26 protein-coding genes are annotated in these 24,672 nt (G+C 63.6%); 9 read left to right on the top strand and 17 right to left on the bottom strand.

All coding sequences use genetic code 11. The features are described 5' to 3' along the window. Window positions 1–88 precede the first annotated feature (88 nt). The gene (locus ACLEJW_RS10430) at window positions 89–1,135 is read right to left on the bottom strand and encodes a lectin MOA-related protein (protein ID WP_313295144.1); all 1,047 of its coding nucleotides are present in this window, start codon (window positions 1,133–1,135) and stop codon (window positions 89–91) included. 118 nt (window positions 1,136–1,253) lie between these two features. Continuing rightward, the gene (locus tag ACLEJW_RS10425; RefSeq protein ID WP_440777500.1) at window positions 1,254–1,796 is read right to left on the bottom strand and encodes a helix-turn-helix domain-containing protein; all 543 of its coding nucleotides are present in this window, start codon (window positions 1,794–1,796) and stop codon (window positions 1,254–1,256) included. Between the two features lie 151 nt (window positions 1,797–1,947). On the opposite strand from ACLEJW_RS10425, the gene ACLEJW_RS10420 reads away from it, so the two are divergent. Together ACLEJW_RS10420 and ACLEJW_RS10415 are read left to right on the top strand one after the other, a co-directional pair. Then, entirely contained in the window at window positions 1,948–2,730 is a 783-nt protein-coding gene (locus tag ACLEJW_RS10420) for an aldolase (RefSeq protein WP_145183247.1), read from the top strand. Between the two features lie 32 nt (window positions 2,731–2,762). Continuing rightward, window positions 2,763–3,656, top strand: a complete 894-nt coding sequence (locus ACLEJW_RS10415; protein WP_440777499.1) for a dihydrodipicolinate synthase family protein — start codon at window positions 2,763–2,765, stop codon at window positions 3,654–3,656. A gap of 64 nt (window positions 3,657–3,720) precedes the next feature. Here ACLEJW_RS10415 and ACLEJW_RS10410 read toward each other — a convergent pair whose 3' ends face one another. The 3 genes from ACLEJW_RS10410 to ACLEJW_RS10400 form a co-directional block, all read right to left on the bottom strand. Continuing rightward, complete coding sequence (locus tag ACLEJW_RS10410; protein ID WP_440777498.1) at window positions 3,721–5,139, bottom strand: short-chain fatty acid transporter; 1,419 nt, start codon at window positions 5,137–5,139, stop codon at window positions 3,721–3,723. Window positions 5,140–5,247: 108 nt separating this feature from the next. Continuing rightward, entirely contained in the window at window positions 5,248–5,904 is a 657-nt protein-coding gene (locus ACLEJW_RS10405; protein WP_145183237.1) for a CoA transferase subunit B, read from the bottom strand. A 35-nt stretch (window positions 5,905–5,939) separates the two neighbouring features. Beyond that, window positions 5,940–6,638, bottom strand: a complete 699-nt coding sequence (locus tag ACLEJW_RS10400) for a CoA transferase subunit A (RefSeq protein ID WP_313295148.1) — start codon at window positions 6,636–6,638, stop codon at window positions 5,940–5,942. 137 nt (window positions 6,639–6,775) lie between these two features. Between ACLEJW_RS10400 and ACLEJW_RS10395 the strand changes: the two genes are divergently transcribed. Together ACLEJW_RS10395 and ACLEJW_RS10390 are read left to right on the top strand one after the other, a co-directional pair. Then, window positions 6,776–7,681 (top strand): LysR family transcriptional regulator, encoded by a 906-nt coding sequence (locus ACLEJW_RS10395; RefSeq protein ID WP_440777497.1) that lies wholly within the window; start codon window positions 6,776–6,778, stop codon window positions 7,679–7,681. Continuing rightward, window positions 7,669–8,490 (top strand): aldo/keto reductase, encoded by an 822-nt coding sequence (locus ACLEJW_RS10390; RefSeq protein WP_313646130.1) that lies wholly within the window; start codon window positions 7,669–7,671, stop codon window positions 8,488–8,490. The genes ACLEJW_RS10395 and ACLEJW_RS10390 overlap by 13 nt, the downstream gene beginning before the upstream one ends. A gap of 22 nt (window positions 8,491–8,512) precedes the next feature. On the opposite strand, the gene ACLEJW_RS10385 is transcribed toward ACLEJW_RS10390, so the two are convergent. The 4 genes from ACLEJW_RS10385 to lexA are packed head-to-tail and all read right to left on the bottom strand — an operon-like array spanning window position 8,513 to window position 14,252. Beyond that, window positions 8,513–11,593, bottom strand: a complete 3,081-nt coding sequence (locus ACLEJW_RS10385; RefSeq protein ID WP_440777496.1) for an error-prone DNA polymerase — start codon at window positions 11,591–11,593, stop codon at window positions 8,513–8,515. Continuing rightward, window positions 11,590–13,008 carry a Y-family DNA polymerase gene (locus tag ACLEJW_RS10380; RefSeq protein WP_313295151.1) on the bottom strand — a complete coding sequence of 473 codons (1,419 nt, stop codon included), beginning with the start codon at window positions 13,006–13,008 and terminating at the stop codon, window positions 11,590–11,592. The genes ACLEJW_RS10385 and ACLEJW_RS10380 overlap by 4 nt, the downstream gene beginning before the upstream one ends. Window positions 13,009–13,014: 6 nt before the next feature. Beyond that, a complete protein-coding gene (gene imuA, locus ACLEJW_RS10375) occupies window positions 13,015–13,635 on the bottom strand; it encodes a translesion DNA synthesis-associated protein ImuA (protein ID WP_313295152.1) in 621 nt (206 codons plus the stop codon). Next, window positions 13,635–14,252, bottom strand: a complete 618-nt coding sequence (gene lexA, locus ACLEJW_RS10370; protein WP_178108284.1) for a transcriptional repressor LexA — start codon at window positions 14,250–14,252, stop codon at window positions 13,635–13,637. Before lexA ends, imuA begins: the two co-directional genes overlap by 1 nt. 95 nt (window positions 14,253–14,347) lie before the next feature. Here lexA and ACLEJW_RS10365 point away from each other — a divergent pair, with 95 nt between their 5' ends. After that, window positions 14,348–15,007, top strand: coding sequence for an HAD family hydrolase (locus ACLEJW_RS10365; protein ID WP_440777495.1), 660 nt, complete (start codon window positions 14,348–14,350; stop codon window positions 15,005–15,007). 79 nt (window positions 15,008–15,086) lie between these two features. On the opposite strand, the gene ureG is transcribed toward ACLEJW_RS10365, so the two are convergent. The 8 genes from ureG to ACLEJW_RS10325 are packed head-to-tail and all read right to left on the bottom strand — an operon-like array spanning window position 15,087 to window position 20,663. Beyond that, on the bottom strand, window positions 15,087–15,710 hold the full coding sequence (ureG, locus tag ACLEJW_RS10360) for an urease accessory protein UreG (RefSeq protein WP_145183211.1): 624 nt from the start codon (window positions 15,708–15,710) through the stop codon (window positions 15,087–15,089). 11 nt (window positions 15,711–15,721) lie between these two features. Then, complete coding sequence (locus ACLEJW_RS10355) at window positions 15,722–16,396, bottom strand: urease accessory protein UreF (protein WP_440777494.1); 675 nt, start codon at window positions 16,394–16,396, stop codon at window positions 15,722–15,724. After that, complete coding sequence (locus ACLEJW_RS10350; protein WP_313295154.1) at window positions 16,396–16,941, bottom strand: HupE/UreJ family protein; 546 nt, start codon at window positions 16,939–16,941, stop codon at window positions 16,396–16,398. The genes ACLEJW_RS10355 and ACLEJW_RS10350 overlap by 1 nt, the downstream gene beginning before the upstream one ends. A 19-nt stretch (window positions 16,942–16,960) precedes the next feature. Then, window positions 16,961–17,470 (bottom strand): urease accessory protein UreE, encoded by a 510-nt coding sequence (ureE, locus tag ACLEJW_RS10345; RefSeq protein ID WP_145183202.1) that lies wholly within the window; start codon window positions 17,468–17,470, stop codon window positions 16,961–16,963. A 10-nt stretch (window positions 17,471–17,480) separates the two neighbouring features. Further along, window positions 17,481–19,184, bottom strand: a complete 1,704-nt coding sequence (gene ureC / locus ACLEJW_RS10340; protein ID WP_145183199.1) for an urease subunit alpha — start codon at window positions 19,182–19,184, stop codon at window positions 17,481–17,483. Further along, the gene (locus ACLEJW_RS10335; protein WP_313295156.1) at window positions 19,181–19,498 is read right to left on the bottom strand and encodes an urease subunit beta; all 318 of its coding nucleotides are present in this window, start codon (window positions 19,496–19,498) and stop codon (window positions 19,181–19,183) included. Before ACLEJW_RS10335 ends, ureC begins: the two co-directional genes overlap by 4 nt. Window positions 19,499–19,517: 19 nt before the next feature. Further along, entirely contained in the window at window positions 19,518–19,820 is a 303-nt protein-coding gene (locus ACLEJW_RS10330; RefSeq protein WP_145183193.1) for an urease subunit gamma, read from the bottom strand. 9 nt (window positions 19,821–19,829) lie between these two features. After that, a complete protein-coding gene (locus ACLEJW_RS10325) occupies window positions 19,830–20,663 on the bottom strand; it encodes an urease accessory protein UreD (RefSeq protein ID WP_313295157.1) in 834 nt (277 codons plus the stop codon). Between the two features lie 272 nt (window positions 20,664–20,935). Between ACLEJW_RS10325 and ACLEJW_RS10320 the strand changes: the two genes are divergently transcribed. The 4 genes from ACLEJW_RS10320 (at window position 20,936) to ACLEJW_RS10305 (ending at window position 24,650) form a co-directional block, all read left to right on the top strand. Beyond that, on the top strand, window positions 20,936–21,313 hold the full coding sequence (locus tag ACLEJW_RS10320) for a glyoxalase superfamily protein (RefSeq protein WP_313456738.1): 378 nt from the start codon (window positions 20,936–20,938) through the stop codon (window positions 21,311–21,313). A 123-nt stretch (window positions 21,314–21,436) separates the two neighbouring features. After that, on the top strand, window positions 21,437–22,456 hold the full coding sequence (locus ACLEJW_RS10315) for a branched-chain amino acid aminotransferase (protein ID WP_313645873.1): 1,020 nt from the start codon (window positions 21,437–21,439) through the stop codon (window positions 22,454–22,456). A 144-nt stretch (window positions 22,457–22,600) separates the two neighbouring features. Then, window positions 22,601–23,281, top strand: coding sequence for a response regulator transcription factor (locus ACLEJW_RS10310; protein WP_145183182.1), 681 nt, complete (start codon window positions 22,601–22,603; stop codon window positions 23,279–23,281). Next, entirely contained in the window at window positions 23,259–24,650 is a 1,392-nt protein-coding gene (locus ACLEJW_RS10305; protein WP_145183179.1) for a sensor histidine kinase, read from the top strand. The genes ACLEJW_RS10310 and ACLEJW_RS10305 overlap by 23 nt, the downstream gene beginning before the upstream one ends. Window positions 24,651–24,672 lie beyond the last annotated feature (22 nt).

Raw genomic sequence — 24,672 nt, 5'->3', positions numbered from 1 at the left:
GGATTAGGGAATGAAATCCTACAAGGACAGCAGATCTTCCTGACAGCACGAAACTATTACAAAACCTGTAGAAGCCCCCGGCACCGCGTTACAACATGACGAAGAACGGCTTGTAGCGCCATTCCGAGGCACGGTTGATGTTGCGATTTTGCGGTTCGATCAAACGCAGCCTGCCTTGCTGGTCGATGAATAGGTTGGCTGCATGGCCGCGCTTGTCATTTTCCCCACAGACGATCCCGACGGCGTACGGATAAAGCGCATTTTGCAGGTAAGCGTCTTTGCTGGCCTGGCTCTTGTAAGCCATGGCGAAATCGTCGCAATCGAACACTTCGGGCTTGAAGTGATAATTGGATAATTGCGAGTTGTACCAGATTGCCCGCGCATGCTGGTCGGAGATTGCTTGGTAATAGCCATCGAGGATGATCTGCCGATAAACGAGGTCGACATCCGGCCAAGTTTGCTTGACTAGCGCCGCCACCTTGCTGATGGGCACCAACAGCCGGTGCAATGAGAAACGGCACAGTTGGGTTTCGGATACATTTTTAACCGGGCTCAGTTTCAGCCAACCCCAATCTCCCATCGCGCTATTGAGTAGCATGCGCGACGCACCCAGCTTCATGCCCAGGGTGAAAGCGGGCACTTCTTGGTCATTGACCACGGTGTTGCCAGTGATCGACACCCGAAAGTTCAGCCTGGGGTAACCCTCCCAGGCTTTCCAGCCGGCGAACACGTATTCACCCGTGCTCGAATCGCCGTTGGCGAATAATGTCCAATTTTGCATATCCAGCTCAACGCTGACACCCAGTTCGTGACTGGCCGTGTCCACTCGCACCAGCAACGGTGCGATATCGGCACTGTAAAGATCCGGATCGCCCAGGTAGGCCCACCCCCAGTCGCCATCGCCGCGGCGATGCACGCAGAGCAAGCGCCCGTGCTGATCGCGGAGCACTAGCCGGTCTTGCGCCGTGATCTGCTTGAGACGCAACGCGTCGCTCAATTCTGTGCCGGCCAGAGGCGACGGCGACGATGTCGGCGCGGGCGGCGGCAGTGCTGGATCGGGACGAGGCAGCACCTGACCAGCTATTGGGGTAGTCAGATCATGGGGCTGGTTGGCGACGAATTTGTGAATGGGCATGCGGACCTCCTTTCGAGAAGGCACGCAGCATGGCGGTGGGGATGGGCGGGCAGCAGGCGGCAAGCGTTCCATCACTCAAGCGCTGGACTGAAGGCGCAACCCCTGATGCTTATGACGCTTACTCGCCAGCGTGCTGAACGACCACCAGCAACTGCGCTGGATGATCGCCGACCGAGCGCAGCCTGTGCGGTGTCTGGGCGTTGAAATGCAAGGCATCGCCCTGCCCGAGCAGTACCCGTTCACTCATGAAATCGACTTCGACCTGCCCCTGGTGGACGAAGAGGAACTCCTCGCCTTGATGCTCCTTGAAGGTCGGATCGCTGAACGAGGTCGGCGGCTGGATCATGAACGGCAGCAGGTTGCGTTGGCCCACCTGGTTTGTCAGCACCGCATAGCCTGGACCCTGCCCATCGCCTACCAGCGACTGCCGCTCATCCCGGCGTACCAGGCTGTACAGACTCGCCGCAGGCTGCTCATCGGCGAACAGCTCTTCGACGTTGACGCCCAGCGCCCGGGCAAGCTTCATTGCCGCCGAAATCGACGGCGTATTCAAGCCTCGCTCAACCTTGGACACGTAACTTTTGGTCATGCCGGCTCGATCGGCCAGCGCTTCCAGGGTGATTCCAAGTTTTTTTCGAAGCAATTTCAAACGGTTAGACATGCGATACGTAATTCCCAAAGCGCAGGGTTGCCTATGACACTTTGTGTCATATAAGATTGTTTGTGTCATAGGTTAGCCCGACCGCCACCGCCCAAGGTCCACGGTCAGCCACCTGCGACATCACACATCACGCCACCGAGGCCACCCCCCCATGGCTACAACATTCACCCGCAGCAAAGACCAACTGGTCGAGCAAGCATTGACGCAGATGCAAGTCGCGCTTGCCGATAATACGTGGACTGTGCAGGAAAAGCTGGCCCTGACCTGCCGAATTCTGTTCGACCACGGGCACGATTCCGGCCTGGCCGGTCAGATCAGCGCACGCGGCACGCAGCCTGGCACGTTCTACACTCAACAGCTGGGTCTGGGCTTCGATGAGATCCGTGCCAGCAACCTGCTGCTGGTCAACGAGGACCTTGAAGTACTCGAGGGCCAAGGCATGCCCAACCCCGCCAACCGCTTCCATAGCTGGGTCTACCGCGCCCGCCCAGACGTCAACTGCATCATTCACACCCATCCTGCGCATGTGGCCGCGCTGTCCATGCTGGAAACGCCTCTGGTGATATCGCACATGGACCTGTGCCCGCTGTATGAAGACTGCGCGTTCCTGCAGGCCTGGCCCGGCGTGCCGGTGGGCAACGAAGAAGGCGAGATCATCAGTGCCGCGCTGGGTGACAAGCGCGCGATTGTCCTTTCCCATCATGGCCAGCTGTCGACCGGCACGAGCATCGAGCAAGCGTGCGTCTACGCGCAGCTGATCGAGCGTGCGGCGCGTCTGCAGTTGCTGGCGATGGCAGCAGGCACGATAAAACCCATCGACCCCGCACTCGGCCGCCAGGCCCATGACTGGATCGACCGGCCCAAACGCCACATGGCGGCCTTCAACTACCTCGCCCGGCAGACGCTGCGCGCTCACACCGATTGCCTGAACTGATCATCCAACGCCTTGCTTGCGGAGCCCAAACCATGAACGCTTCATTCCACGGCATCATCGGCTACACCATCACCCCATTCAGCCAGGACGGCGAACAGCTCGATCTCGACGCACTGGGCCAGTCCATCGAACGCCTCATCGAAGGCGGTGTGCAGGCCATCGCCCCGCTGGGCAGCACCGGCGAAGGCGCCTACTTGAGCGACAGCGAATGGCAGCAAGTCGCTCACTACAGCCTGGCAAAAATCGCCAAGCGAGTACCGAGCATCGTCAGCGTGTCTGACTTGACCACTGCAGGTGCCGTGCGCCGCGCCCGTTTCGCCCAGGCCCATGGCGCAGACGCTGTGATGGTTTTGCCCTCGGCATACTGGAAACTCAGCGAAGCAGAGATCCTCGCGCATTACCGCAGCATTGGTCAGGCCATCGACATTCCGATCATGCTCTACAACAACCCGGCCACCAGCGGCACCGACATGTCGGTCGAGCTGATTCTGCGCATCGTGCGCGAAGTGGCCAACGTGACCATGGTCAAGGAAAGCAGCGGGGATATTCAGCGCATGCACAAGCTGCAACTGCTGGGCGAGGGACAGGTACCGTTCTACAACGGCTGCAACCCGCTGGCGCTGGAAGCGTTCGTGGCCGGTGCCAAAGGCTGGTGCACGGCAGCGCCTAACCTGATTCCGGCGCTGAACCAAGCGCTCTACCAGGCGGTGCTGGCCGAGGATCTGGCCAAAGCCAGAGCGTTGTTCTATCGCCAGCTGCCGCTGCTCGATTTCATTCTCAAGGGCGGTTTGCCGGCAACCATCAAGGCCGGCCTGGCGTTGACCGGACTGCCGGTGGGCGAGCCGCGCAGACCGGTATTCGGCCTGGATGAGCAAGGCCGAACGCGCCTTGCCGGGTTGCTGACGACGCTCAGCGATCCCGACTGATGGCTGCTCTGCAGGCGCGCTCGACGCAGCGCACCTGCAGATTTTGCAAGCCTTGGCGCAAGGCTCAGGGCATGACGGGTGGCACGTATTGCAAGGTCGTGCCCAGCGCCCAGAGCAGCACCAGCACCAAGGGCACATGCACCAGCAACTGCACGAACGAGAAGCCGATCAGATCACGCGCTTTGAGGCCCAGCACGCCCAATAGCGGCAGCATGTAGAACGGGTTGATCAGATTCGGCAGCGCTTCGGCAGCGTTGTAGATCTGCACAGCCCAGCCCAGGTGATAGTGCAGGTCGTTAGCCACCAGCATTACGTAGGGCGCTTCGATGATCCACTTGCCACCCCCCGAAGGAATGAAGAAGCCCAGTACCGCGGAGTACACGCCCATCAGCAAGGCATAGGTGTCGTGGGTTGCGATCTGCGTGAAAAACACCGAGATGTGGTGCGCCAAGGTCTGCTCGTCGACCCCCTTGACCTGGGTGAGGATGGCGGCGATGGAGCCATACAGGGGGAACTGGATGAGCACCCCGGTGGTGGTCGGCACGGCGCGGGCCACGGCGTCGAGGAAGCTGCGCGGACGCCAGTGCAGCAACGCGCCGAGCATGATGAACAACAGGTTGTAGGTGTTGAGCCCGGAAATCGCGGTAATCGCAGGCTTGGTCGCAAACTCCTGGTACAACCAGCCGCCGGCCAGTGCTACCAGCATCAGGATCAGAATCGGGCTGTGTTCCAGCCATTCGCCCGGGCGCGTGCGTTTGGCCGTAGCTGGTGCGGTGAAAGCAGGATCAACCCCGCAGTCCTGGGCGCTGCGAGCGCTGTTCGGGCCCGGTGCGGTGGCATAGGCGATGACCAGCGAGACGATCACCAGAGCCGCCAGCATCACCCCGCTTTGCCAGAGGAATATGGTCTCGGTGAACGGGATCACTCCCGTGATCGACAGGATCGAAGGCGGCAGACTGGCGGGATTGGCCTGCAGCTGCGCGGCAGACGACGACAGCCCCAGCGCCCAGACCGCACCCAGGCCGAGGTAGGCAGCAGCGCCAGCGGCGCGATAATCCATCTTAAGATCGGTGCGCCGGGCCAGGGCGCGCACCAATAACCCACCAAATACCAACGACAGCCCCCAGTTGAGCAAGGACGCCAGCATGGAGATCAACGCCACCCAGCACACCGCCGAGCGGCCATTGCTGGGGATACGCGCAAGGCGATCGATCAAACGTGCAGCCGGTGGCGAGCTGGCCACCACATACCCGCCGATGACCACGAATGCCATCTGCATGGTGAAGGGGATCAGGCTCCAGAAGCCGTCACCGAACGCCTTGGCCGTATCGGTCGGTTTGGCGCCCATCGCCAACGCGCCGATGCACACCAGCAGCACCGCCAAAGCGGCGAAGACCCAGGAGTCTGGAAACCAGCGTTCAGCCCAGTTGGAACAACGCAGGGCAAAGCGGGCGGAGCGGCTGTCTTGGATTTCAGCGGCCACGGACACATTCCTTTTATAAGTTTTATGGGATCGAACAGCACAAACGCAAAAAACCCTGTGGCAGTGGCCCGCTCAAGGCCACCCCCACAGGGGGAGTCGTCTGCTGCTTCAGAACGTCATTTCTTTCACATCGTCCGGGACGATCAATTTGCCTGCGGTCTTCTCGATGATTTCTTCGACGCTCACCCCCGGCGCGGTTTCGCGCAGGATGAACGCCCCATTTTCGATCTCCAGGTAAGCCAGGTCCGTCAGCACCTTGCGGATGCACCCCGCACCGGTCAGCGGCAGGCTGCACTGTGGCAGCAGCTTGGATTCACCGTCCTTGGACGCATGGGTCATGGTGACGATGATGTTCTCGGCGCCGGCCACCAGGTCCATGGCACCGCCCATGCCTTTGACCAGCTTGCCGGGAATCATCCAGGAAGCGATATTGCCCTGCACGTCCACTTCGAAAGCGCCGAGCACGGTGAGGTCGACGTGACCGCCACGGATCATGGCGAAGGAGGTTGCCGAGTCGAAGATCGAGGCGCCGCTGCGTGCGGTGACGGTCTGCTTGCCGGCGTTGATCATGTCGGGATCGATAGTGCTCTCGGTGGGAAATTCACCCATGCCGAGCAAGCCGTTTTCCGACTGCAGCATGACGTCCATGTCGGCGGGGACATAGTTGGCCACCAAGGTCGGAATACCGATGCCCAGGTTGACGTAAAAGCCGTCTTGCAATTCTCGGGCGACGCGTTGCGCCATCTGTTCGCGGGTCAGTGCCATGGTCAGGTTCTCTTTGTTGTTCTGCTGTACGGCGCTCAGGCCTTGACGGTGCGCTTTTCGATACGCTTCTCGAAGGTGCCGACGATTACCCGGTCGACGAAGATCCCCGGGGTGTGGATCTCGCTCGGCAGCAGCACGCCGGGTTCGACGATCTCCTCCACCTCGACCACGGTGATCTTGCCGGCGGTGGCTGCCAGCGGGTTGAAGTTTTGCGCCGTGTTGCGATACACCACGTTGCCGTAATGGTCAGCTTTCCAGCCTTTGACGATGGCGAAGTCGCCAGTGATGGATTCTTCGAGAATGTAGTTGCGACCGTTGAACTCACGCACTTCCTTGCCTTCGGCGACCGGCGTGCCATAGCCGGTCGCCGTGAAGAACGCCGGGATGCCGGCACCGCCCGCGCGCATCTTCTCGGCCAGAGTGCCTTGTGGGGTGAGCTCCACTTCCAATTCGCCACTGAGCAACTGGCGCTCGAATTCGGCGTTCTCGCCGACGTAAGAGGCGATCATCTTGCGAATTTGCCGGTCTTCGAGCAGCACGCCCAGGCCGAAGCCGTCGACGCCGCAGTTGTTCGAAACGACCGTAAGGCCTTTGACGCCGCTGCGCTTGATTTGCGCGATCAGGTTCTCAGGGATACCGCATAGACCGAAGCCACCGGCCAGCACGGTCATGTTGTCGGTCAGGCCTGCCAGGGCCTCTTCATAGGTTGCTACGCGCTTGTCCAGTCCGGCCATGCTGTTCCGCCTTTTGTAGTTGTTGACCGACGAGGCTGTCGGTGAGCGTATGAAGCATCTTCACCGCTGGCGACTGATTTGTTAATTTTGTTTTCGTCATCGATTGATAAAATTTGCAAAATAGCGAGCCGATTGCCATGAACGTCAAGCAGCTGCGTGCCTTCGTGGCCGTTGCCAAGTACCAGAGCTTTGCCCAGGCCGGTGAGCATCTGCATGTATCACAGCCGGCGCTGAGCCTGACCATCAAAGCGCTGGAAGAAAACCTCGGTGGCGCCCTGCTCACCCGCACTACCCGCAGCGTCAGCCTGACCGCCGAAGGTGAGGTACTGCTGCCGTTGGCCCGGCGCCTGCTGGCCGATTGGGACGATACCGAGGAAATGTTGCGCCAACGCTTCACCTTGCAACTAGGGCGGGTGTCGGTGGCGGCCATGCCCGCCTTTGCCGGGAACCTGCTGCCGCACTCGCTCAAGGTGTTTCGCCAACGCTATCCCAAGGTCAACGTCACCGTGCACGACGTGATCAACGAACAGGTGCTGGAACTGGTGCGCCATCGCCGCGTCGAACTGGGCATCGGCTTCGAGCCGGATAACACCGATGGCTTGAATTTCCATCCGTTGTACCTGGATCGGTTCGTCGCCGTGCTACCCGCCGATTCGGTGCTGGCGCAGCAGGCTCAGGTGAGCTGGGCGCAACTGCTCGCCGAGGACTTCATCGCCCTGCAACGTCCGTCGGCGGTGCGCTTGCTGTTGGAGCAGAATGTCGCATCCCGCCATGGCAAGCTGGCGGTGGCCTTCGAAAGCCACCAGTTGACCACCATTGGCCGCATGGTCGCCAGCGGACTTGGGGTCAGTGCGGTGCCGGCGTTGTGCATCAAACAGATGGTCGAACTCGGTGCACGCTGTGTGCCCCTGGTCGAGCCTGCGGTGCAGCGGCGCATCGGTGTGATCGCCCTGGCCGACCACAAGCTGTCCACGGCCGCGCAAGCGCTGCTTGAGGTCGTGCTTTCCCATACCCAGACTCCGGAGGTGACATGCGTTACGTGAAGTTGGCAGGCGAGAGCGTCCCGGCCATTGGCCAAGGCACCTGGTACATGGGTGAAGATCCAGGGCGCCGGGCTGCTGAGGTGGCCGCGTTGCAACAAGGCATCGAGCACGGCATGGGCTTGATCGACACCGCCGAGATGTACGCTGAAGGCGGCGCCGAGCGTGTGGTCGGCCAGGCCATCGCCGGGCGCCGGGACCAGGTGTTTCTGGTCAGCAAGGTCTACCCGCACAATGCCAGCGAGCGTGGCGTGGCGCAGGCCTGCGAGCGCAGCCTCGAGCGCCTGGGCACTGAAGTGATCGACCTGTACTTGTTGCACTGGCGCGGGCAGTACCCGCTCGAAGAAACGGTCGAGGCCTTCGAGCGGCTGCGCGAGTCGGGCAAGATCCGGCACTGGGGCGTCTCGAATTTCGACGTCGATGACCTGCGCGAGCTGCACAACCCTGCCTGTGCCACCAATCAGGTCCTGTACAACCCTACCCAGCGCGGCATCGAGTTCGATCTGCTGCCCTGGAGCCGGCAACGCCGCCTGCCCACCATGGCCTACTGCCCCTTGGCCCAGGCCGGTCAGTTGCTGCGCCACCCGGTGCTGGGCGAGATCGCCGAGCGTCATGGCGCAACTCCGGCACAAGTGAGCCTGGCCTGGGTCACCCGCGAGGACGATGTCATCGCCATACCTAAGGCAGTGTCGCCAGAGCACGTGCGCTTGAACGCTGCGGCCGGCGCCCTGAGGCTGACCGCTGAAGACCTGCGGGCGATCGACCGGGCATTCCCGGCGCCGACGCGCAAGCAGCACCTGGCGATGGTCTGACGCTAAGCAGACCCGTGCGTTTTCAATGAAAGTCCCGGCTCCTGACGTCCAGCCCCTGCAGCAGTGGGCTAACGTCTTCCAGGCGCCGGGCGATCAGATGACGCACGCCATTTTCCTGCTCGAGCCGCCCGCTCACCTTGAGCAGCTGCGCGCCAACCAAGGCCCGCCGCTGCCGCTCGGCCAGCTCACGCCAGACCACGACATTGAGCATGCCGTATTCGTCTTCCAGGGTAACGAACGTGACACCGCTGGCGGTGCCTGGTCGTTGCCGGCCCACCACCAATCCGGCCACCGCCACGGCATCACCGTGCTCCACTCCGTCAAGCTCGGCTGAGCTGCGACAGCCCAGCGCGCGCAATCTCGGTCGCAACAGCCTGAGCGGATGCGGTCCCAGGGTGGTGCCCAGGGTGTCGTAATCAGCCACCAGGTCCTCGCCGACCGTGGGTGCTGGCAACACCACCTCGTCTTCCGGCGCCGCTTCCACCTCGGCGAACAGCGGCAATTGCGACTGGACGGCGGCCACTTGCCAACGCGCGTGATGACGGTCGCGCGCCAACCCGCGCAGCGCGCCAGCATCGGCCAGGCGCGCGCGGGCACGGCTATCGAGCCCGGCGCGCAGGCACAGATCCTCGACATCGCGCCACGGGCGCTCGGCCCTGGCCTGCTGCAAGCGCTGGGCATCGGGTTCACTGAAACCACGAATCTGCCGCAAGCCCAAGCGAATCGCCAGAACATCGTGTTGCACAGGCTCCAACGTGCAATCCCATTGGCTGTGAAACACATCCACCGGCCGCACTTCGATGCCCTGGCGTCGCGCCTCCTGCAGCAACTGATCAGGGCTGTAGAAACCCATGGGCCAGCTGTTGATCAGCGCACAGGTGAAGATCGCCGGCTCGTGGCACTTGAGCCAGCTGCTGGCATAACACAGCAGGGCGAAACTGGCCGCATGGGACTCGGGAAAGCCATAACTGCCAAAACCCTTGATCTGCTCGAAAATGCGCTCGGCAAACGCCAAGTCGTAACCGTTGCGCAGCATGCCGTCGAGCAGCCGCCGGCGATGCGGCTCCAGACCGCCATGACGCTTCCAGGCCGCCATGCTGCGGCGCAACTGATCAGCCTCGCCTGGGCTGTAATCGGCGCCGATCATGGCCAGTTCCATGACCTGCTCCTGAAACAGCGGCACGCCCAAGGTGCGCTCGAATACCGCCTTGAGCTTTTCCGAGGGGTAGGTCACTGGCTCCTGCTTGAGGCGCCGACGCAGGTAAGGGTGAACCATGTCGCCCTGAATCGGGCCGGGGCGCACGATGGCGACTTCGATGACCAGGTCATAGAAGGTACTGGGACGCAGGCGCGGCAGCATGGCCATCTGCGCCCTGGATTCGATCTGGAACACGCCCATGGTTTCGGCGCGGCTGATCATCGCGTAGGTCGCTGGGTCTTCACTGGGTATGGTGGCCAAGGTCAGTTGCCGGCCGCGATGGCGTTGCAGCAGATCGAAGCAGCGGCGCAAGGCGCTGAGCATCCCGAGCGCGAGGACGTCGACCTTGAGCAGGCCAACCATGTCCAGGTCGTCCTTGTCCCACTGAATGACCGTGCGTTCGGCCATCGCAGCGTTTTCCACCGGTACCAGCTGATCCAGCGGTTGCTCGGAAATGACAAAGCCACCGGGATGCTGCGACAGGTGCCGGGGAAAACCGATCAGTTCACCGGCCAGCACCAGGATACGCCGCAGCGATGGACTGGCTGCATCGAAGCCGGCCTCGGCCAGGCGCTGCGCATCCGGAATGCGGTCGGTCCAGCGTCCGCAGCACTTGGCCAGTGCATCGAGCTGATCGGCCGGCAGGCCCAGCACCCGGCCGACATCGCGCACGGCACCTGCGGCATGGTAGGTGTTGACCACGGCAGTCAAGGCTGCCCGGTCGCGCCCATAGCGACGGAACACGTACTGAATCACCTCTTCGCGGCGTTCATGCTCGAAGTCCACATCGATATCCGGTGGCTCATTGCGCTCGCGCGACAGAAACCGCTCGAACAACAGGCGATGCTCCATCGGGTCCAGTTCAGTGATACCCAACACGAAGCACACCACCGAGTTGGCTGCCGAGCCTCGGCCTTGGCAGAGGATGCGCTCGCGGCGGGCGAAAGCGACGATGTCGTGAACGGTGAGAAAATAACTCTCGTAGCCAAGCTCCTCGATCAGCGCCAGCTCTTTGTCCAATGCGCCACGCACCTTGGCGCTCACCCCTGCCGGCCAACGCTGCGGCAAACCGCGTTCACACAAGGTGCGCAGCCAGCTGGCAGGGGTTTGCCCAGCCGGCACCAACTCACGCGGATACTGGTAGCGCAACTCGCCTAGGTCAAAGTGGCACTGCGCGGCAATGACCAGGCTCTCGGCCAGCAGCGCTGGCGGAAACAGCTCGGCCAGATGCTGCACGGTGCGCAAGTGCCGCTCGCCATTGGCGAACAGATGCCTACCTGCCTCGGCCACGGTGCAATGCTGGCGGATGGCAGTCATGCAATCCTGCAAGGCACGCCGGCCACGCACATGCATGTGCACATCGCCACAGGCCACGGCCCGGATGCCCAACTGCTGCGCCCACGCCAGCGTGCGCGCCAGGCGCTGGGCATCGTCGCTGCCGCGGTGCAGGTGCACCGCCAGCCACAACCGCTCGGCGAACGCCTCACCCAGCCAGGCGGCGGCGGACTGAGGGGTGTCGTCATCAGCGATCCATAACGCCAGCAGCCCCTGTTGGTAGCGCTGTACGTCCTCGGCAAACAGCTGATAGTCACCTTTTGCGGCGCGCCGCCGGGCGCGGGTGATCAAGGCACAGAGGTTTTGATAACCCTCGAGATTCTGCACCAACAGGACCAGGCGAGTGCCATCCACCAGCTGGACCTCGCTGCCGACGATCAAACGCACCTGGTGCGCTTTGGCGGCCTGCCAGGCCCGCACGATGCCGGCCAGCGTGCATTCATCGGTGATCGCCAACGCCTGGTAGCACTGCTCGCGGGCACGGCGGAACAACTCATCGGCGCTCGAGGCGCCGCGCTGGAAACTGAAGTTGGACAGGCAATGCAATTCGGCGTATCCCGGCACGCTCATGCGAACCAACCTTGCAGCCAAAGCGGGCCAGGCTGGGCGAGGTCCTGATAGGCCCAGCCACGCAGGCCATCGCGGGTTTCGATACGGTAGTAGTCGCGGCGCACGTCACCGCCGTCCCACCAACCCGACTCGATCCGCTCGGCTGGCCCCAGGACGATGTGCGCTGCCGGCTCCAGGGCTTGCGGGGTAGACAACAGCCAGCCAGGGCGGCTACCGGCCGTTACACTCAGGCCGCTCGCAGCGCCCTGCTCCGCTACTTGCCAGGCGCATTCAGGGCGATGGTCGGCCTCGGCGCGCAAACCGTTGACCGCCTCGTCACCGAGGCGGGCGCGCAGGCGTTCGCGCAGTTGCGGCCATGGCTGAGCCTGTTTGGCTCGGGGGTCGAACAGCGCCTGATGCTGGGGTACGAAAGGCGGTAGATCTTCAGCGACCAGGCGCAGATTACGCACCGGCGCCGGAATGCGCAGCGGCTCAAGACGTCCACGGGCCAGTTCGAAAAGCAGGGTGGCGTCGCGTTCGGCAGCCAGCAGCCCGACTTGCAGCAGCGTCTCTGGACCTTCAGCGTGCTCGAGGTACACGTTGAAACGCTGCACGCCGCAGTCACGCCCGGCCAGAAACGCCGCCAGGTCGTTGAGCATGCGCCGTAACGGGAACAGCAAGGCCTGGTGCGACTCGACGTCGAAGTTCAGTTCCAGGCGGGTTTCGAAACGGTCCGGTGGCTGGTAGAAGTCCAGGGCCATGGAGCGCAGCCCGGTCAACTGGTCCAGGTGCAATAGCACCTGGGCACTGAAGCGCTTGGCCAAGGCATCACGCGGCAAGGCCAGCACCTGCCCCAATTGCTGCAGCCCCATGCGGGCAAAGGCTTGGGCGGCGTCGGCAGCTAATCCGACCCGGCCGATAGGCATGCGCGCCAGCGCCCGGCGCGTGTCTTCGGCGCAGGTCAAGGCCAGGCCATCATGGCCGTTGGCAAGCATGCGCGCCGCGACCGGGTTGCTCGCCAGGACGATGCGCTGACGCAAGCCCAGGGCTGCCAGCTCCTCACGCAGCCGCGCCTCGAAGCGAGGCCAAGGGCCAAACAACTGCAAGCTCGAGCCTACTTCAAGCAACACTGCACGCGGGTAATGCAGGCTTACCTGGGCACTGAAACGATAGGCCCAGGCAGCCAGCAGTCGTTGCAAGTGCTCGATGCGAGCGGGGTCGGCTTCGACGCACTCGAAACCATCGGCCAGGGCTCGCGCTGCCGTAAGTGCCTGCCCTGCCTTCAAGCCCAGCGCTGCGGCAGCGGGGTTGACCGCTTGCAGCACTCGGCGCTGCTGCGGACCGCCCACCAGGACCAGCGGCGCATTGGCATCGTCACGCTCACGCAGGATCGAGTCCAGCGCTAGCTGCGGCAAGAGAATACAGGCCCAGAGCATGTGTCATCAGCCTCGCCCGGGGCTCGCGATCGGCACGGCCGGGGGCATGCCCCCGCGGCATTTGAGTACCCGCCATTGCGCCGGACGGGTGTCGATGGCCAGGCGCAGTGCGGCCGGCGATGGATTATGGGCGGCCTGCTGCGGCCGGCAGGCGAATGCCAGTGCCTGGCCCGTTTCGGCGGCCACCTGCAAGCGCCGCAATGCGCGGTCATCGGCGCGCTCGGGCCAGCACAGCACAGCGGCGCAACTGCCTGAACGCAGGCACTGTTCAGCGGCCCACAGTGCCTCGGCCTGGCCGGCCTCGACCTGCACCAGCCAACGTAGATCCACACCTGCCGCTTGCCAGGCCGGGGCGTAGGGAATGAACGGTGGTGCTACCACGACCACTCGCCCGCCCTCAGCGGTCAGGCGCGCCAAGGTCGGCCAGAGCAGCTGCAACTCGCCGCAGCCTGGGCTGGCCAGCAACAATTCGCTCAACGCCGCGGCGGGCCAGCCTCCTTCGGGCAGCCGCTGGTCGAGTTCGCCATGACCGGTGGGCTGCAGGCCCGCCGGGCGCGCCTGGCCTTGCCGCCCACGCCAGACATGACGCTGATCGAGCAGCCGGTCGAGTTCAACTACCGCGCCCATCAGTCACGCCTCAACAGGCCACAGAACACGCCTTCGATGAAGAATTCGCGCTCAGGGCCCACCTCGATTGGCGCATAGGCCGGGTTACGCGGCAGCAAGCGGTAGCCACCCGGCTGACGCTGCAGACGCTTGATGGTGACTTCGCCATCCAGGCGGGCCACCACGATCTGCCCATCCCGAGCATCGCCCTGCTGACGGATGCCGACCAGGTCACCGTCAAAGATGCCGTCGTCGATCATCGAGTCGCCACGCACCTTCAGCAGGTAATCGGGCGTGCGTTGAAACAGGCTGGGGTCGAGCAGCAGCTGCTCATGAATATCCAGGTCGGGGCCGATGGGGGCACCGGCAGCTACTTGGCCAAGCACAGGCACCTCGAGAATCTGCGCCCGGCGCAGCGGCCCGGCCAGGCGAATGCCGCGCGCCTGATTGGGCGTGACCTCGATGAAGCCGGCCTGGCACAGCGCGGTGATGTGCTTGCGCGCAACGCTGCGCGAAGCGAAACCGAAGCGCGCAGCGATGTCGGCCAGGCTTGGCGGCTGGCCGTGGTCTGCGATGCGCTCGCGAATGTAGCCGAGGATGGCCCGGCGTTTGGGGGTCAATGTGTCCATGGAGCACATTTGTACTCTTTTCGAGGATGAGTGAACAGCCCCCTTTGTCGCCCGGTTTGGGTATGATCACCAGGCTTGTGATTTTCTGACCACCTGGATACCTGATGCTGACTGCCCTGCTGTTCGATCTCGATGGAACCTTGACCGACACCGACACCCTGCATTTGCAGGCCTTCCGCCAACTGCTCGGCGACTATGACGGCCGTGAGCTGACCCAGGCGCAGTTCGATGCGCAGATCAGCGGACGGGCCAACGGCGAGCTGTTTGGCGAATTGTTTCCGCTTGCCAGCGCCGCCGAATGCCACGCCTTGGCGGCGCGCAAAGAAGCGCTGTTTCGCCAACTGGCGCCCACGCTGCAACCGATGCCGGGCCTGCTGCGCCTGATGGACCATGCGCGGGCCTGGGATATCGGCATGTGCGTGGTGACCAACGCGCCACGCCTGAATGCCGAGCACATGCTCGATGCGCTGGGCATTGCCGAGCGTTTCGACGACGTGGTGGTGGCCGATGAGCTGGCACGGCCCAAGCCCGACCCCCTGCCCTATCTGACCGGACTGCAGCGCCTGCAGGCGCGAGCCACCGAGGCGTTGGCGTTCGAGGACTCGCTGCCTGGGGTCAAGGCCGCGCATGATGCCGGCATCTACACCGTCGGCATCGCCACCACCCAGCCGGCGCAACGGCTGCTCGAGGCCGGCGCGCAGCTGGTGGTCGAGGACTTCAACGACCCGACGCTGTGGGCCCTGATCGAAAGCATGCACGGCTGAGTCGATCGCCAGGCCTTGCCCTGCTGAGTTTGCTCGCTACTGCCTGGTGTCAACCGCTGCGCCCGTGACCGCTTGAGCCTCAGGCGCGCAGGCCAAGCATGCCGCGCTCGACGATGAAGTCGATCACTGCCTGCAGGCCCTCGCCCTTTTTCAGGTTGCTGAAGGTCCACGGACGCTGCGGGCGCATGCGCTGGGTGTCTCGCTCCATCACCTCCAGCGAGGCGCCGACATACGGCGCCAGGTCAGTCTTGTTGATGACCAGGAAATCGGATTTGGTGATACCAGGGCCCCCTTTGCGCGGAATCTTCTCGCCTTCGGCCACGTCGATGACATAGATGGTCAGGTCGGCGAGCTCCGGGCTGAAGGTGGCGCTCAAGTTGTCGCCACCACTTTCCACGAAAATGACTTCGAGGTTGCCGAATTTGCGCGCCAGCGCCTCGACAGCGGCCAGGTTCATCGAGGCGTCTTCACGGATCGCGGTATGCGGGCAACCGCCGGTCTCGACGCCAACGATGCGCTCAGGTTCCAAAGCCCCGGCTTCGGTGAGAATGCGTTGGTCTTCCTTGGTGTAGATGTCATTGGTGACCACGGCGATCTGGTAGTGATCGCGCATGGCTTTGCACAGACATTCGAGCAGTGCGGTCTTGCCGGAGCCCACCGGGCCGCCGACGCCGACGCGCAAGGGTTGCTGATAGCTTTGCATGGAGCCAGTCCTCAGGATCGGAATAAACGGGTGTATTGGGTTTCGTGTCGCGACGAGGCGATGGCCAGCAGCGGCAGGCCGCCGCCCAATTGCTCATCGCCAAGCCGCAAAGCTGTATCGAGGGCGGCGGGCAGCTCGGCGCTGAGGTCGCGCAGCAGGGTCTGCGCCGCTTGCTGGCCGAACGGCACCAGCTTGACGCCAGCCATCACCGCGCCCTCAAGCCAGGCGAACGCGTGGCCCAGGGCCAGTTGGCGCAGCGGGATCTGCCAATGCACCGCAAGCCAGGCCATGCCACCGAGCTGGCTGAGCTCGAGGCTAGGCCGCCAGGCTGGGTCCTGGCCCACCTGCCAGCCGTCGAGCAAACGGGCCAAGGCCGAGCCACGCTGTTGCTCTTCCAGGCGCAATTCGGCGGTTTCACGGTTGGCCAGCAAGAACCGGGTCCAACGCGCGAAGGCCTGTGCATCGCCGCCCTGGCAGGCGCCATACAGGCGCGCCAACAGCGGCCAATCGAGACACGCCAGGGTGTCGTGCAGTTGCTCACGCTGCCAGGCGCTGAAACTGGCGAGGTCTTGCACCCAGCCAGCCTCCACCGCCCATTCCAGGCCTTGCGAATAGGTAAAGCCGCCCACCGGCAGGCCGGGGCTGGCCAACTGCAGCAGGCGCAACAGCGCAAGGTCGCTGTTCATTAGCCCGCCAGCACCACGGCTGCGCCGGCCAGCAAACCGCCGCCAAAGGCTTTCTGCAGGACCGGATGACGACGCAACAGGCAGCCGACGGTGAAACCGGCTGCCAGCAGCAGGCCACTGACGGTAACGAAACCGGCGCTGAACAGCCAGAAGGCGCTTGGGGTAGCTTCGACACCATGGGCCCAGCCATGGAACAAGGCGAATACCGGCATGGCCAGCGCCAATAGAAGCTGGCGGTTGGGCAACAGGACGGCCACCGCCGCGACCAGTACCGACCCGGCGATCAGGCTTTCCATGCCTAGCACATCGCCGAACAGATGGCCGCACACTGCCCCTGCAAACATCGCGCCCAGGGTCGCCAAGGGCAGGAGCAGGGTGCGTCGGGTCAACGCCGCCAACACGCCGGTCCCCAGCAGCATCAGCAAGTGGTCAAGTCCGGTCAGGGGATGCAGTAAACCATCATGCAAGGGATTGGCATCGTGGCCGGGGTGGGCGAAGGCCGGCAGCGCGATCATCAGCAAGGCGAAGGCTAGGGTCTTTTTCATCTTGGGCTCTTTTAAGGGGTCAGGAATGAGCAGGCAAACGCACGAACGGATGGTCGTGGTCATGGTTGTGCGCGTGACTGTGGGCGTGACCATGGCTGTGCGCGGCGCTCTGGTAGGCACCTGCTTCAGGCTCGAACGGCGCCTGTTCGGTGAGCACGTCCAAACCCAGACCGCGCAGCATGTCGTCGAGCACATGGTCGTGCTGGTAGCGCAGCAGACCGGGCTCGATCTGCAGCGGAACATGGCGGTTACCCAGGTGATAGGCAGCGCGGGCGAGCAGGTGCGGATCGACGCAACGCACGGTGGACACCGTTTCAGGGGCTGCCAACACACGGATCACCTGGTTCGATTCGGCATCGCAGAGCAGTTCGCCTCCGCGCAGCAGGTGGCCACGCTCGAGCATCAGTCCGGCTTCGCGACCGTCGTCCAACGTCACCCGCAGGCGGCTTTTGATCCGGCTGTCGACATCCAGGGTGACGCTCCCGGTTATGTGCTCGGACGCCTCGATACGGCGGGTCAGAACAATCATCTTCACTCCTTCAGAACAAGAAATAGCGCTGGGCCAACGGCAGTTCGCTGGCCGGCTCGCACACCAGCAACTCGCCGTCGGCGCGCACCTGGTAGGTCTGCGAATCGACTTCGATGACTGGCTGCAGGGTGTTGTGGACCATGTCGGCCTTGCGCACCCGACGGCAGCCGTGGGCGACCCCGATCAGGCTCTGCAAACCCAGTTCCTGGTGCAGGCCGCGGTCCATGGCGGCCTGGGGCAGGAAGGTCATGCGCGTGGCATGGCGGGCCGCGCCCAGCGCGCCGAACATCGGCCGGTAATGCACCGGCTGCGGGGTGGGGATCGAGCCATTGATGTCGCCCATCGGCGCGGTGACGATCATGCCGCCCTTGACCACCAGGGCCGGCTTGACCGCAAAAAAGGCCGGCGCCCACAGCACCAGGTCAGCCAGCTTGCCCACCTCCAGCGAACCGACCTCGTGGGCGATGCCGTGAGTCAGCGCCGGGTTGAGGGTGTACTTGGCGATGTAGCGCTTGACCCGGAAGTTGTCGCTGTAGTCGCTGTCGGGGGCCAGCGGGCCGCGGCGCAGTTTCATCTGGTGAGCGACCTGCCAGGTGCGCAGCACCACTTCACCAACCCGGCCCATGGCCTGGGAATCGGACGAGGTCATGGCAAAGGCGCCCATGTCGTGGAGGATGTCTTCGGCGGCGATGGTTTCGCGGCGGATGCGCGACTCGGCGAAGGCGACGTCTTCGGCGATGCTCGGGTCCAGGTGATGGCAGACCATGAGCATGTCCAGGTGCTCGTCGACGGTATTGACCGTGTACGGCAGGGTCGGGTTGGTCGAGGACGGCAGCACGTTGGCCTGCCCCGCTGCACGAATGATGTCCGGTGCGTGACCGCCGCCAGCACCTTCGGTGTGGAAGGTGTGAATGGTGCGGTCGCCGATCGCCGCCAGGGTATCCTCGATGCACCCCGACTCGTTCAACGTGTCGGTATGGATCGCCACCTGGATGTCCAGCTCCTCGGCCACCCCCAGGCAGCAGTCGATGGCGGCCGGCGTCGAGCCCCAGTCTTCGTGCAACTTCAGGCCCACCGCACCGGCCGCGATCTGCTCGCGCAGGGCTTGTGGCTGCGAGGCATTGCCCTTGCCCAGCAGGCCGATGTTGATCGGCAGGCTATCGGCGGCTTGCAGCATGCGCGCCAGGTACCAGGGACCGGGTGTACAGGTGGTGGCATTGGTGCCGGTCGCCGGGCCGGTCCCACCGCCAATGAAGGTAGTAATGCCACTGGTCAAGGCTTCTTCGACCTGCTGTGGGCAAATGAAGTGGATGTGCGAGTCGATGCCCCCTGCGGTGACGATCTTGCCTTCGGCGGCAATCACTTCGGTGCCCGGCCCCACCGGTACGCTGACGCCTGGCTGCACATCGGGGTTGCCGGCCTTGCCGATCGCCGCGATACGCCCATGCTTGACGCCAATATCGGCCTTGACGATGCCCCAGTGATCGATGATCAGGGCGTTGGTCAGCACCAGGTCCATGGCCTCGGCGGCGAGCATCTGCCCTTGCCCCATGCCATCACGGATCACCTTGCCGCCGCCGAACTTGACCTCTTCGCCATATACCGTGAAGTCCTTTTCCACCTCGACCCAGAGTTCGGTGTCAGCCAGGCGCACTCGGTCGCCCACGGTGGGGCCGAACATATCGGCATAGGCGCGACGGGAAATCCGGCTCATACCCTGCCCTCCAGCGCGCCCATCACCTTGCCCTGAAAGCCATATACCTCACGCTTGCCGGCATAGGCGACCAGGTGCACGGTGCGCGACTGGCCCGGCTCGAAGCGCACCGCGGTGCCCGCCGGGATATCCAGCCGGAAACCTCGGCTGACGTCGCGTTCGAAGACCAGGGCCTCGTTGACTTCGAAGAAGTGATAGTGCGAACCGACCTGCACCGGTCGATCACCATGGTTGGCCACGCTGACACTGACCGTGGCGCGGCCGACGTTGAGTTCGATGTCGCCAGCGGCAACCTGAATTTCACCTGGAATCATGTGCGGTTCCTGCTCCGGCTCAGACGATGGGGTCGTGCACGGTCACCAACTTGGTGCCGTCGGGAAAGGTCGCCTCGACCTGCACGTCGTGCAGCATCTGGGCAACCCCTGGCATGACCTGTTCGTGGCCGAGCACTTCGCGGCCCAGGCTCATCAGCTCGGCAACGGTACGGCCATCGCGGGCCCCTTCGAGCACGGCGGCGCTGATCAGCGCCACCGCTTCCGGATAGTTGAGCTTCAGGCCACGGGCCAGGCGCCGTTCGGCCAACAATGCGGCCGTGAACAGCAGCAGTTTGTCTTTCTCTCTCGGGGTGAGCTCCATGGCGTTCTCTCAAGTGGCCCAGATTCGCGGCGGGCACGCTGGCAGGCCGAGCACGGCCGGACGCAGCAGGTGCCAAAGGCGCTGCAGGGTCTGTTGCAGATGTTGGTTGTCGTGATCGAGCAGACGGATCACCAGCAGCGAACCCAGCAAGGTCGCGCCGGCTGGAACAGGCAACGCATCGAGCACGACGCGCACCTGTTCCAGCAGTGCCGGGCCGGCCGGTGCTGCGCAGAATGTCGCCAGCAGCGGATGGCCGGCCACTTTGCCCAATTGCCCGCCGCTGATGCGCAGGCGCTCGTGCAAGCCGGGGTCATCCGCCAGCTCGATGCACAAGCGGCTGTCCAGCGCACCGTGGGCGAAACGCTCGTTCATCACCGGGCGGCCCAGGCACAGGGTTTCCCATGCCAGCAGCCGCGCGCCGGGCTCGAGGGTGAAACGGCTGTCGAGGGTGGCCCGCGCACCGTCGAAGAAGATGCTGTCCTGCGGCAGCCATTCCAGGGTGCTGCCGGCTTGCAGGTGAAAGCGCTGGGTCAGCCGCGCGGTGGGGCCGATGCTGCGGTAGAACTTGCTCGCCCCCGGCATGGTCAGCAGCGCATGGCTGCCCGGTGCCAGGTGAATGTCCAGTTCCAGACGGTCGCCGGCGACGATGCCGCCGGGTGGGTGCAGCACATAGACATGACACGGCGCTCCCTCCGGGTAGAAAGGACGCTGCACCAAAAGCGGGCCGAAATGCCGCCGCGCACCAAGGCGGGTCACGCCGTCACGCTGCACAAAGCGCAGCTGCAGGTAAGCGCTCCAGCCTGCGTCCTGCTCTGCTTGCTCGATGTGCTGCGCCAGCGTCATGCTGCGGCCCCTTGTTGGTACTGGCCTGACGGCCGCCTGGAGGGTCAAGCCCCGTCTGCACCTGAGGCGCGGGCTGACCACTCGATCAAATTTCGCAGGCTGGATATAGCAGGTTGCGGGCCAACTTCGCAGGTGAACGCAGATGAAACCTGTACAGCCCCCGCGCTGGCATGGGGCACAGCCCACGATCACGCACAGCCCAGGGGCGCTGCTTGGCGCTGTTTCGGTGCTGGGGTAGAGTCGCGGGATAGCCATTGGCCCAAGGAACCGCCATGTCACTCGCCGCCGCCATTCCTGTCCTGCGCATCTTTTCAGTGGAAAAGGCCAAAGAGTTCTACCTCGACTTTCTCGGCTTCCAACTGGACTGGGAGCACCGCTTCAGCCCGGACTTGCCCTTGTATGCACAAGTCCGCCGCGATGGGCTGATCCTGCACCTGAGCGAGCACCATGGCGACGCCTGCCCGGGCTCGACCGTCTTCATACCTGCCGACGATGTGAGTGCGCTGCAGCGGGAACTGCGCGACAAGCACTATGGCTATGCCCGTCCCGAGGCCGAGCGGTTCGGCTGGGGCTTGCAGATGCAGGTGCGCGACCCGTTCGGCAATCTGCTGCGCTTCTGTCAGCAGCTCGACGAGCAGGCAAGCGCCTAGGCGTGTCGGCATGCCAATTCGTGACTGGCCGTTTCCGATCAGCACGCTTTGTATTATCGTGGCGTGGTGCGCATATAACAGCAGCCCGAGCGATCGGGCACCTGCAAGACAATCGAGGGTGTCATGAGTAACGAGAGCATTAACTGGGACAAGCTGGGTTTCGACTACATCAAGACCGACAAGCGCTACCTGTCGGTGTGGCGCAATGGTGAGTGGGACCAAGGCACCCTGACCGAAGACAATGTGCTGCACATCAGTGAAGGCTCCACCGCCCTGCACTATGGCCAGCAGTGCTTCGAGGGCCTGAAGGCCTACCGTTGCAAGGACGGCTCGATCAACCTGTTCCGCCCTGACCAGAATGCCGCGCGCATGCAGCGCAGCTGCGCGCGCCTGCTGATGCCGCAGGTGCCGACCGAGGTGTTCATCGAAGCCTGCAAGCAGGTGGTCAAGGCCAACGAGAAGTTCGTGCCGCCGCACGGCAAAGGTTCGCTGTACCTGCGCCCTTTCGTCATTGGTACCGGTGACAACATCGGCGTGCGCACCGCGCCGGAGTTCATTTTCTCGGTATTCGCCATTCCGGTCGGCTCGTATTTCAAAGGTGGCATGAAGCCGCACAACTTCCAGATTTCCAGCTTCGACCGTGCTGCCCCTCAAGGCACGGGCGCAGCCAAGGTCGGCGGCAACTACGCGGCCAGCCTGCAGCCGGGCTATGAGGCCAAGAAAGCCAACTTCGCCGATGCCATCTACCTCGACCCACTGACCCACACCAAGATCGAAGAAGTCGGCTCGGCCAACTTCTTCGGGATCACCGCCAACAACGAGTTCGTCACCCCGAAATCGGCATCGGTACTGCCGGGCATCACCCGTCTGTCGCTGATGGAACTGGCGCAATCGCGCCTGGGCCTGACGGTGGTCGAAGGCGACGTCGAGATCAGCAAGCTCGACCGCTTCCTCGAGGCCGGCGCCTGTGGCACTGCCGCCGTGATCACGCCGATCGGTGGTATCGAGTACAACGGCAAGCTGCACGTCTTCCACGACCTGGAAAAGGTCGGTCCGGTTACCCAGAAGCTCTATGACGAGCTGACCGGCATCCAGAGCGGCGACGTCGAAGCGCCTGCCGGCTGGATCGTCAAGGTCGCTTGAGCTCGGACGAGGTAACGAACGACGGGGCATGCCAGGTGTGGCATGCCCCGTTTTCGTTTGCAGGGTGTAGATGAATTTTTCTTAAATCGCCGTTTGGCTATTCTTTGGCACAATCGAGTCTTCACCAGACGCCCAGGAACGAGCATGCCACGCGTATTGACCATCGAAGACGACGCCGTTACCGGCCAGGAAATCGTCGCCGAACTCACCAGCCACGGCCTGGACGTGGACTGGGCCGACAACGGCCGTGAGGGATTGGCCAAGGCGATCGCCGGCGGGTATGACCTGATCACCCTGGACCGCATGCTGCCCGAGGTCGATGGGCTGACCATCGTTACCACCCTGCGCAACCTCAAGATCACCACCCCGATTCTGATGATCAGCGCCCTGTCCGATGTCGATGAACGCGTACGCGGCCTGCGTGCCGGCGGCGATGACTACCTGACCAAGCCGTTTGCCTCCGATGAAATGGCGGCCCGTGTCGAGGTGCTGCTACGGCGCAATAGTGTGCCGATGACCCAGACCCGCCTGCAGGTGGCCGACCTGCAACTGGACCTGATCAGCCACGAAGCCCGCCGTGGCGAACAGACCCTCAACCTGCTGCCCACCGAATACAAGCTGCTTGAATACCTCATGCGTCACAGCGGCCAGGTCATCACCCGGATGATGATCTTCGAGGAAGTCTGGGGCTATCACTTCGACCCTGGAACCAACCTGATCGATGTGCACATCGGCAGGCTGCGCAAAAAGATCGACTCCCCCGGCCAGTCGCCGCTGATCCGCACGGTACGGGGTTCTGGGTATGCCATTGCTGAACCCGTCTAAGGGCTGGAGTTCTTCGACCAGCCGCCTGTTGGCGCTGTACAGCTTTCTCTTCGTGGCCTGGAGCAGCATCCTCATGGGCGTGCTGTATTTCGAGGTTTCGAGTTACCTGAACAAGTTGACCCGCCACTCCATGCTGCAGCGCCAGCACCTGTTCGCCCACATGAGCGGCAAGCAGCTGGATGACGCATTGATCGCCAGCCAGGCCTTCGAGGAACGCAGCTTCGATGCCTATGGTCTGTTCGACGCGCAACTCAACCCGGTCGGTGGCCGCATCCGCACGATTCCCCCGGAGCTGGGTCTCGATGGCAAGGTTCACGAACTCAAGCGCTGCCTCGATGCCGACGATCCGCACATGCCCCGCGACAGCTGCGATGCGGTGGCGATCAAGGTCCAGGACGGCCGCTGGCTGGTGCTGCTGCGCGACAATGGCTCGCTGTTCGTGGTCACGCGCATCATCCTGCATGCCTTGCTGTGGGGGATTTCGCTGACGCTGATTCCGGGTTTCGCCGGCTGGTACCTGTTGCGTCGCCGGCCCCTCAAGCGCATTCGTGCCATCCAGGCGCAGGCCGAGCTGATCGTTGCCGGCGACCTGACTCATCGCCTGCCGCTGTCGACCCGGCGCGACGAGCTGGACATGCTGGCCGACATCGTCAATGCCATGCTCGACCGCATCGAGCGCTTGATGCATGAGGTCAAAGGCGTCTGCGACAACATTGCCCACGATCTGCGCACTCCGCTGACCCGCCTGCGCGCGCAGCTGTACCGCATCCGCCAGCACAGCCCGGCCGACTCACCCCAGGCCGAGGCGCTCGACCAGGCTATCGGCGAAACGGACACGTTGATGGCGCGCTTTCGGGGTCTGCTGCGGATCAGCGAGCTGGAAGACCGTCAGCGCCGCGCCGGTTTCGTCCAGCTCGATCCGCGCGAACTGCTGATCGAGCTACACGATTTCTACCTGCCGCTGGCAGAAGATGGCGGCATTCGCCTGCGACTCGAGCAACCCGAACGCCTACCCGCCTTGCATGGCGACCGTGAGCTGCTGTTCGAAGCGTTGGCGAATCTGGTTGGCAATGCCATCAAATTCACGCCGCAGGCGGGTCGCGTGGCGATCACCGCTACCCAGGATGAAGCGGGTGTGCACATCGCCATCGAAGACAGCGGGCCGGGCATCCCCGAAGAAGAGCGCGCGGCAGTGCTCAAGCGCTTCTATCGCAGCGAGGAAGGCCATCGCCACTCAGGCTTCGGCTTGGGCTTGTCGATCGTTGCAGCGATCGTCGACCTGCACGGGTTCGCCCTGGAAATCGGCGAGAGTGCGTTGGGCGGGGCGAAGCTGGTACTGCACTGTCCGCTGGCCGGCTTGGCCAAATAGAACGGGGCCGCCAGGCGGCCCC

The organism is Pseudomonas sp. SMSB3 (assembly GCF_052041965.1).
GTDB lineage: Bacteria > Pseudomonadota > Gammaproteobacteria > Pseudomonadales > Pseudomonadaceae > Aquipseudomonas.
The sequence above is the reverse complement of the archived record's forward strand: the minus strand, read 5'-3'. Positions and strand labels throughout refer to the sequence as shown.

What these genes read in the sequence shown, in the direction of transcription:
- ACLEJW_RS10315 (WP_313645873.1), top strand. Translation starts at nt 21,437, where the DNA reads ATGAGTAACGAGAGCATTAACTGGGACAAGCTGGGTTTCGACTACATC.
- ACLEJW_RS10365 (WP_440777495.1), top strand. Translation starts at nt 14,348, where the DNA reads ATGCTGACTGCCCTGCTGTTCGATCTCGATGGAACCTTGACCGACACC.
- ACLEJW_RS10380 (WP_313295151.1), bottom strand. Translation starts at nt 13,008, where the DNA reads ATGCTCTGGGCCTGTATTCTCTTGCCGCAGCTAGCGCTGGACTCGATC.
- ACLEJW_RS10390 (WP_313646130.1), top strand. Translation starts at nt 7,669, where the DNA reads ATGCGTTACGTGAAGTTGGCAGGCGAGAGCGTCCCGGCCATTGGCCAA.
- ACLEJW_RS10355 (WP_440777494.1), bottom strand. Translation starts at nt 16,396, where the DNA reads ATGAACAGCGACCTTGCGCTGTTGCGCCTGCTGCAGTTGGCCAGCCCC.
- ACLEJW_RS10395 (WP_440777497.1), top strand. Translation starts at nt 6,776, where the DNA reads ATGAACGTCAAGCAGCTGCGTGCCTTCGTGGCCGTTGCCAAGTACCAG.
- ACLEJW_RS10330 (WP_145183193.1), bottom strand. Translation starts at nt 19,820, where the DNA reads ATGGAGCTCACCCCGAGAGAGAAAGACAAACTGCTGCTGTTCACGGCC.
- lexA (WP_178108284.1), bottom strand. Translation starts at nt 14,252, where the DNA reads ATGTGCTCCATGGACACATTGACCCCCAAACGCCGGGCCATCCTCGGC.
- ACLEJW_RS10400 (WP_313295148.1), bottom strand. Translation starts at nt 6,638, where the DNA reads ATGGCCGGACTGGACAAGCGCGTAGCAACCTATGAAGAGGCCCTGGCA.
- ACLEJW_RS10420 (WP_145183247.1), top strand. Translation starts at nt 1,948, where the DNA reads ATGGCTACAACATTCACCCGCAGCAAAGACCAACTGGTCGAGCAAGCA.
- ACLEJW_RS10310 (WP_145183182.1), top strand. Translation starts at nt 22,601, where the DNA reads ATGCCACGCGTATTGACCATCGAAGACGACGCCGTTACCGGCCAGGAA.
- ACLEJW_RS10385 (WP_440777496.1), bottom strand. Translation starts at nt 11,593, where the DNA reads ATGAGCGTGCCGGGATACGCCGAATTGCATTGCCTGTCCAACTTCAGT.
- ureG (WP_145183211.1), bottom strand. Translation starts at nt 15,710, where the DNA reads ATGCAAAGCTATCAGCAACCCTTGCGCGTCGGCGTCGGCGGCCCGGTG.
- ACLEJW_RS10425 (WP_440777500.1), bottom strand. Translation starts at nt 1,796, where the DNA reads ATGTCTAACCGTTTGAAATTGCTTCGAAAAAAACTTGGAATCACCCTG.
- ACLEJW_RS10305 (WP_145183179.1), top strand. Translation starts at nt 23,259, where the DNA reads ATGCCATTGCTGAACCCGTCTAAGGGCTGGAGTTCTTCGACCAGCCGC.
- imuA (WP_313295152.1), bottom strand. Translation starts at nt 13,635, where the DNA reads ATGGGCGCGGTAGTTGAACTCGACCGGCTGCTCGATCAGCGTCATGTC.
- ureC (WP_145183199.1), bottom strand. Translation starts at nt 19,184, where the DNA reads ATGAGCCGGATTTCCCGTCGCGCCTATGCCGATATGTTCGGCCCCACC.
- ACLEJW_RS10325 (WP_313295157.1), bottom strand. Translation starts at nt 20,663, where the DNA reads ATGACGCTGGCGCAGCACATCGAGCAAGCAGAGCAGGACGCAGGCTGG.
- ACLEJW_RS10415 (WP_440777499.1), top strand. Translation starts at nt 2,763, where the DNA reads ATGAACGCTTCATTCCACGGCATCATCGGCTACACCATCACCCCATTC.
- ACLEJW_RS10320 (WP_313456738.1), top strand. Translation starts at nt 20,936, where the DNA reads ATGTCACTCGCCGCCGCCATTCCTGTCCTGCGCATCTTTTCAGTGGAA.
- ureE (WP_145183202.1), bottom strand. Translation starts at nt 17,470, where the DNA reads ATGATTGTTCTGACCCGCCGTATCGAGGCGTCCGAGCACATAACCGGG.
- ACLEJW_RS10350 (WP_313295154.1), bottom strand. Translation starts at nt 16,941, where the DNA reads ATGAAAAAGACCCTAGCCTTCGCCTTGCTGATGATCGCGCTGCCGGCC.
- ACLEJW_RS10335 (WP_313295156.1), bottom strand. Translation starts at nt 19,498, where the DNA reads ATGATTCCAGGTGAAATTCAGGTTGCCGCTGGCGACATCGAACTCAAC.
- ACLEJW_RS10405 (WP_145183237.1), bottom strand. Translation starts at nt 5,904, where the DNA reads ATGGCACTGACCCGCGAACAGATGGCGCAACGCGTCGCCCGAGAATTG.
- ACLEJW_RS10430 (WP_313295144.1), bottom strand. Translation starts at nt 1,135, where the DNA reads ATGCCCATTCACAAATTCGTCGCCAACCAGCCCCATGATCTGACTACC.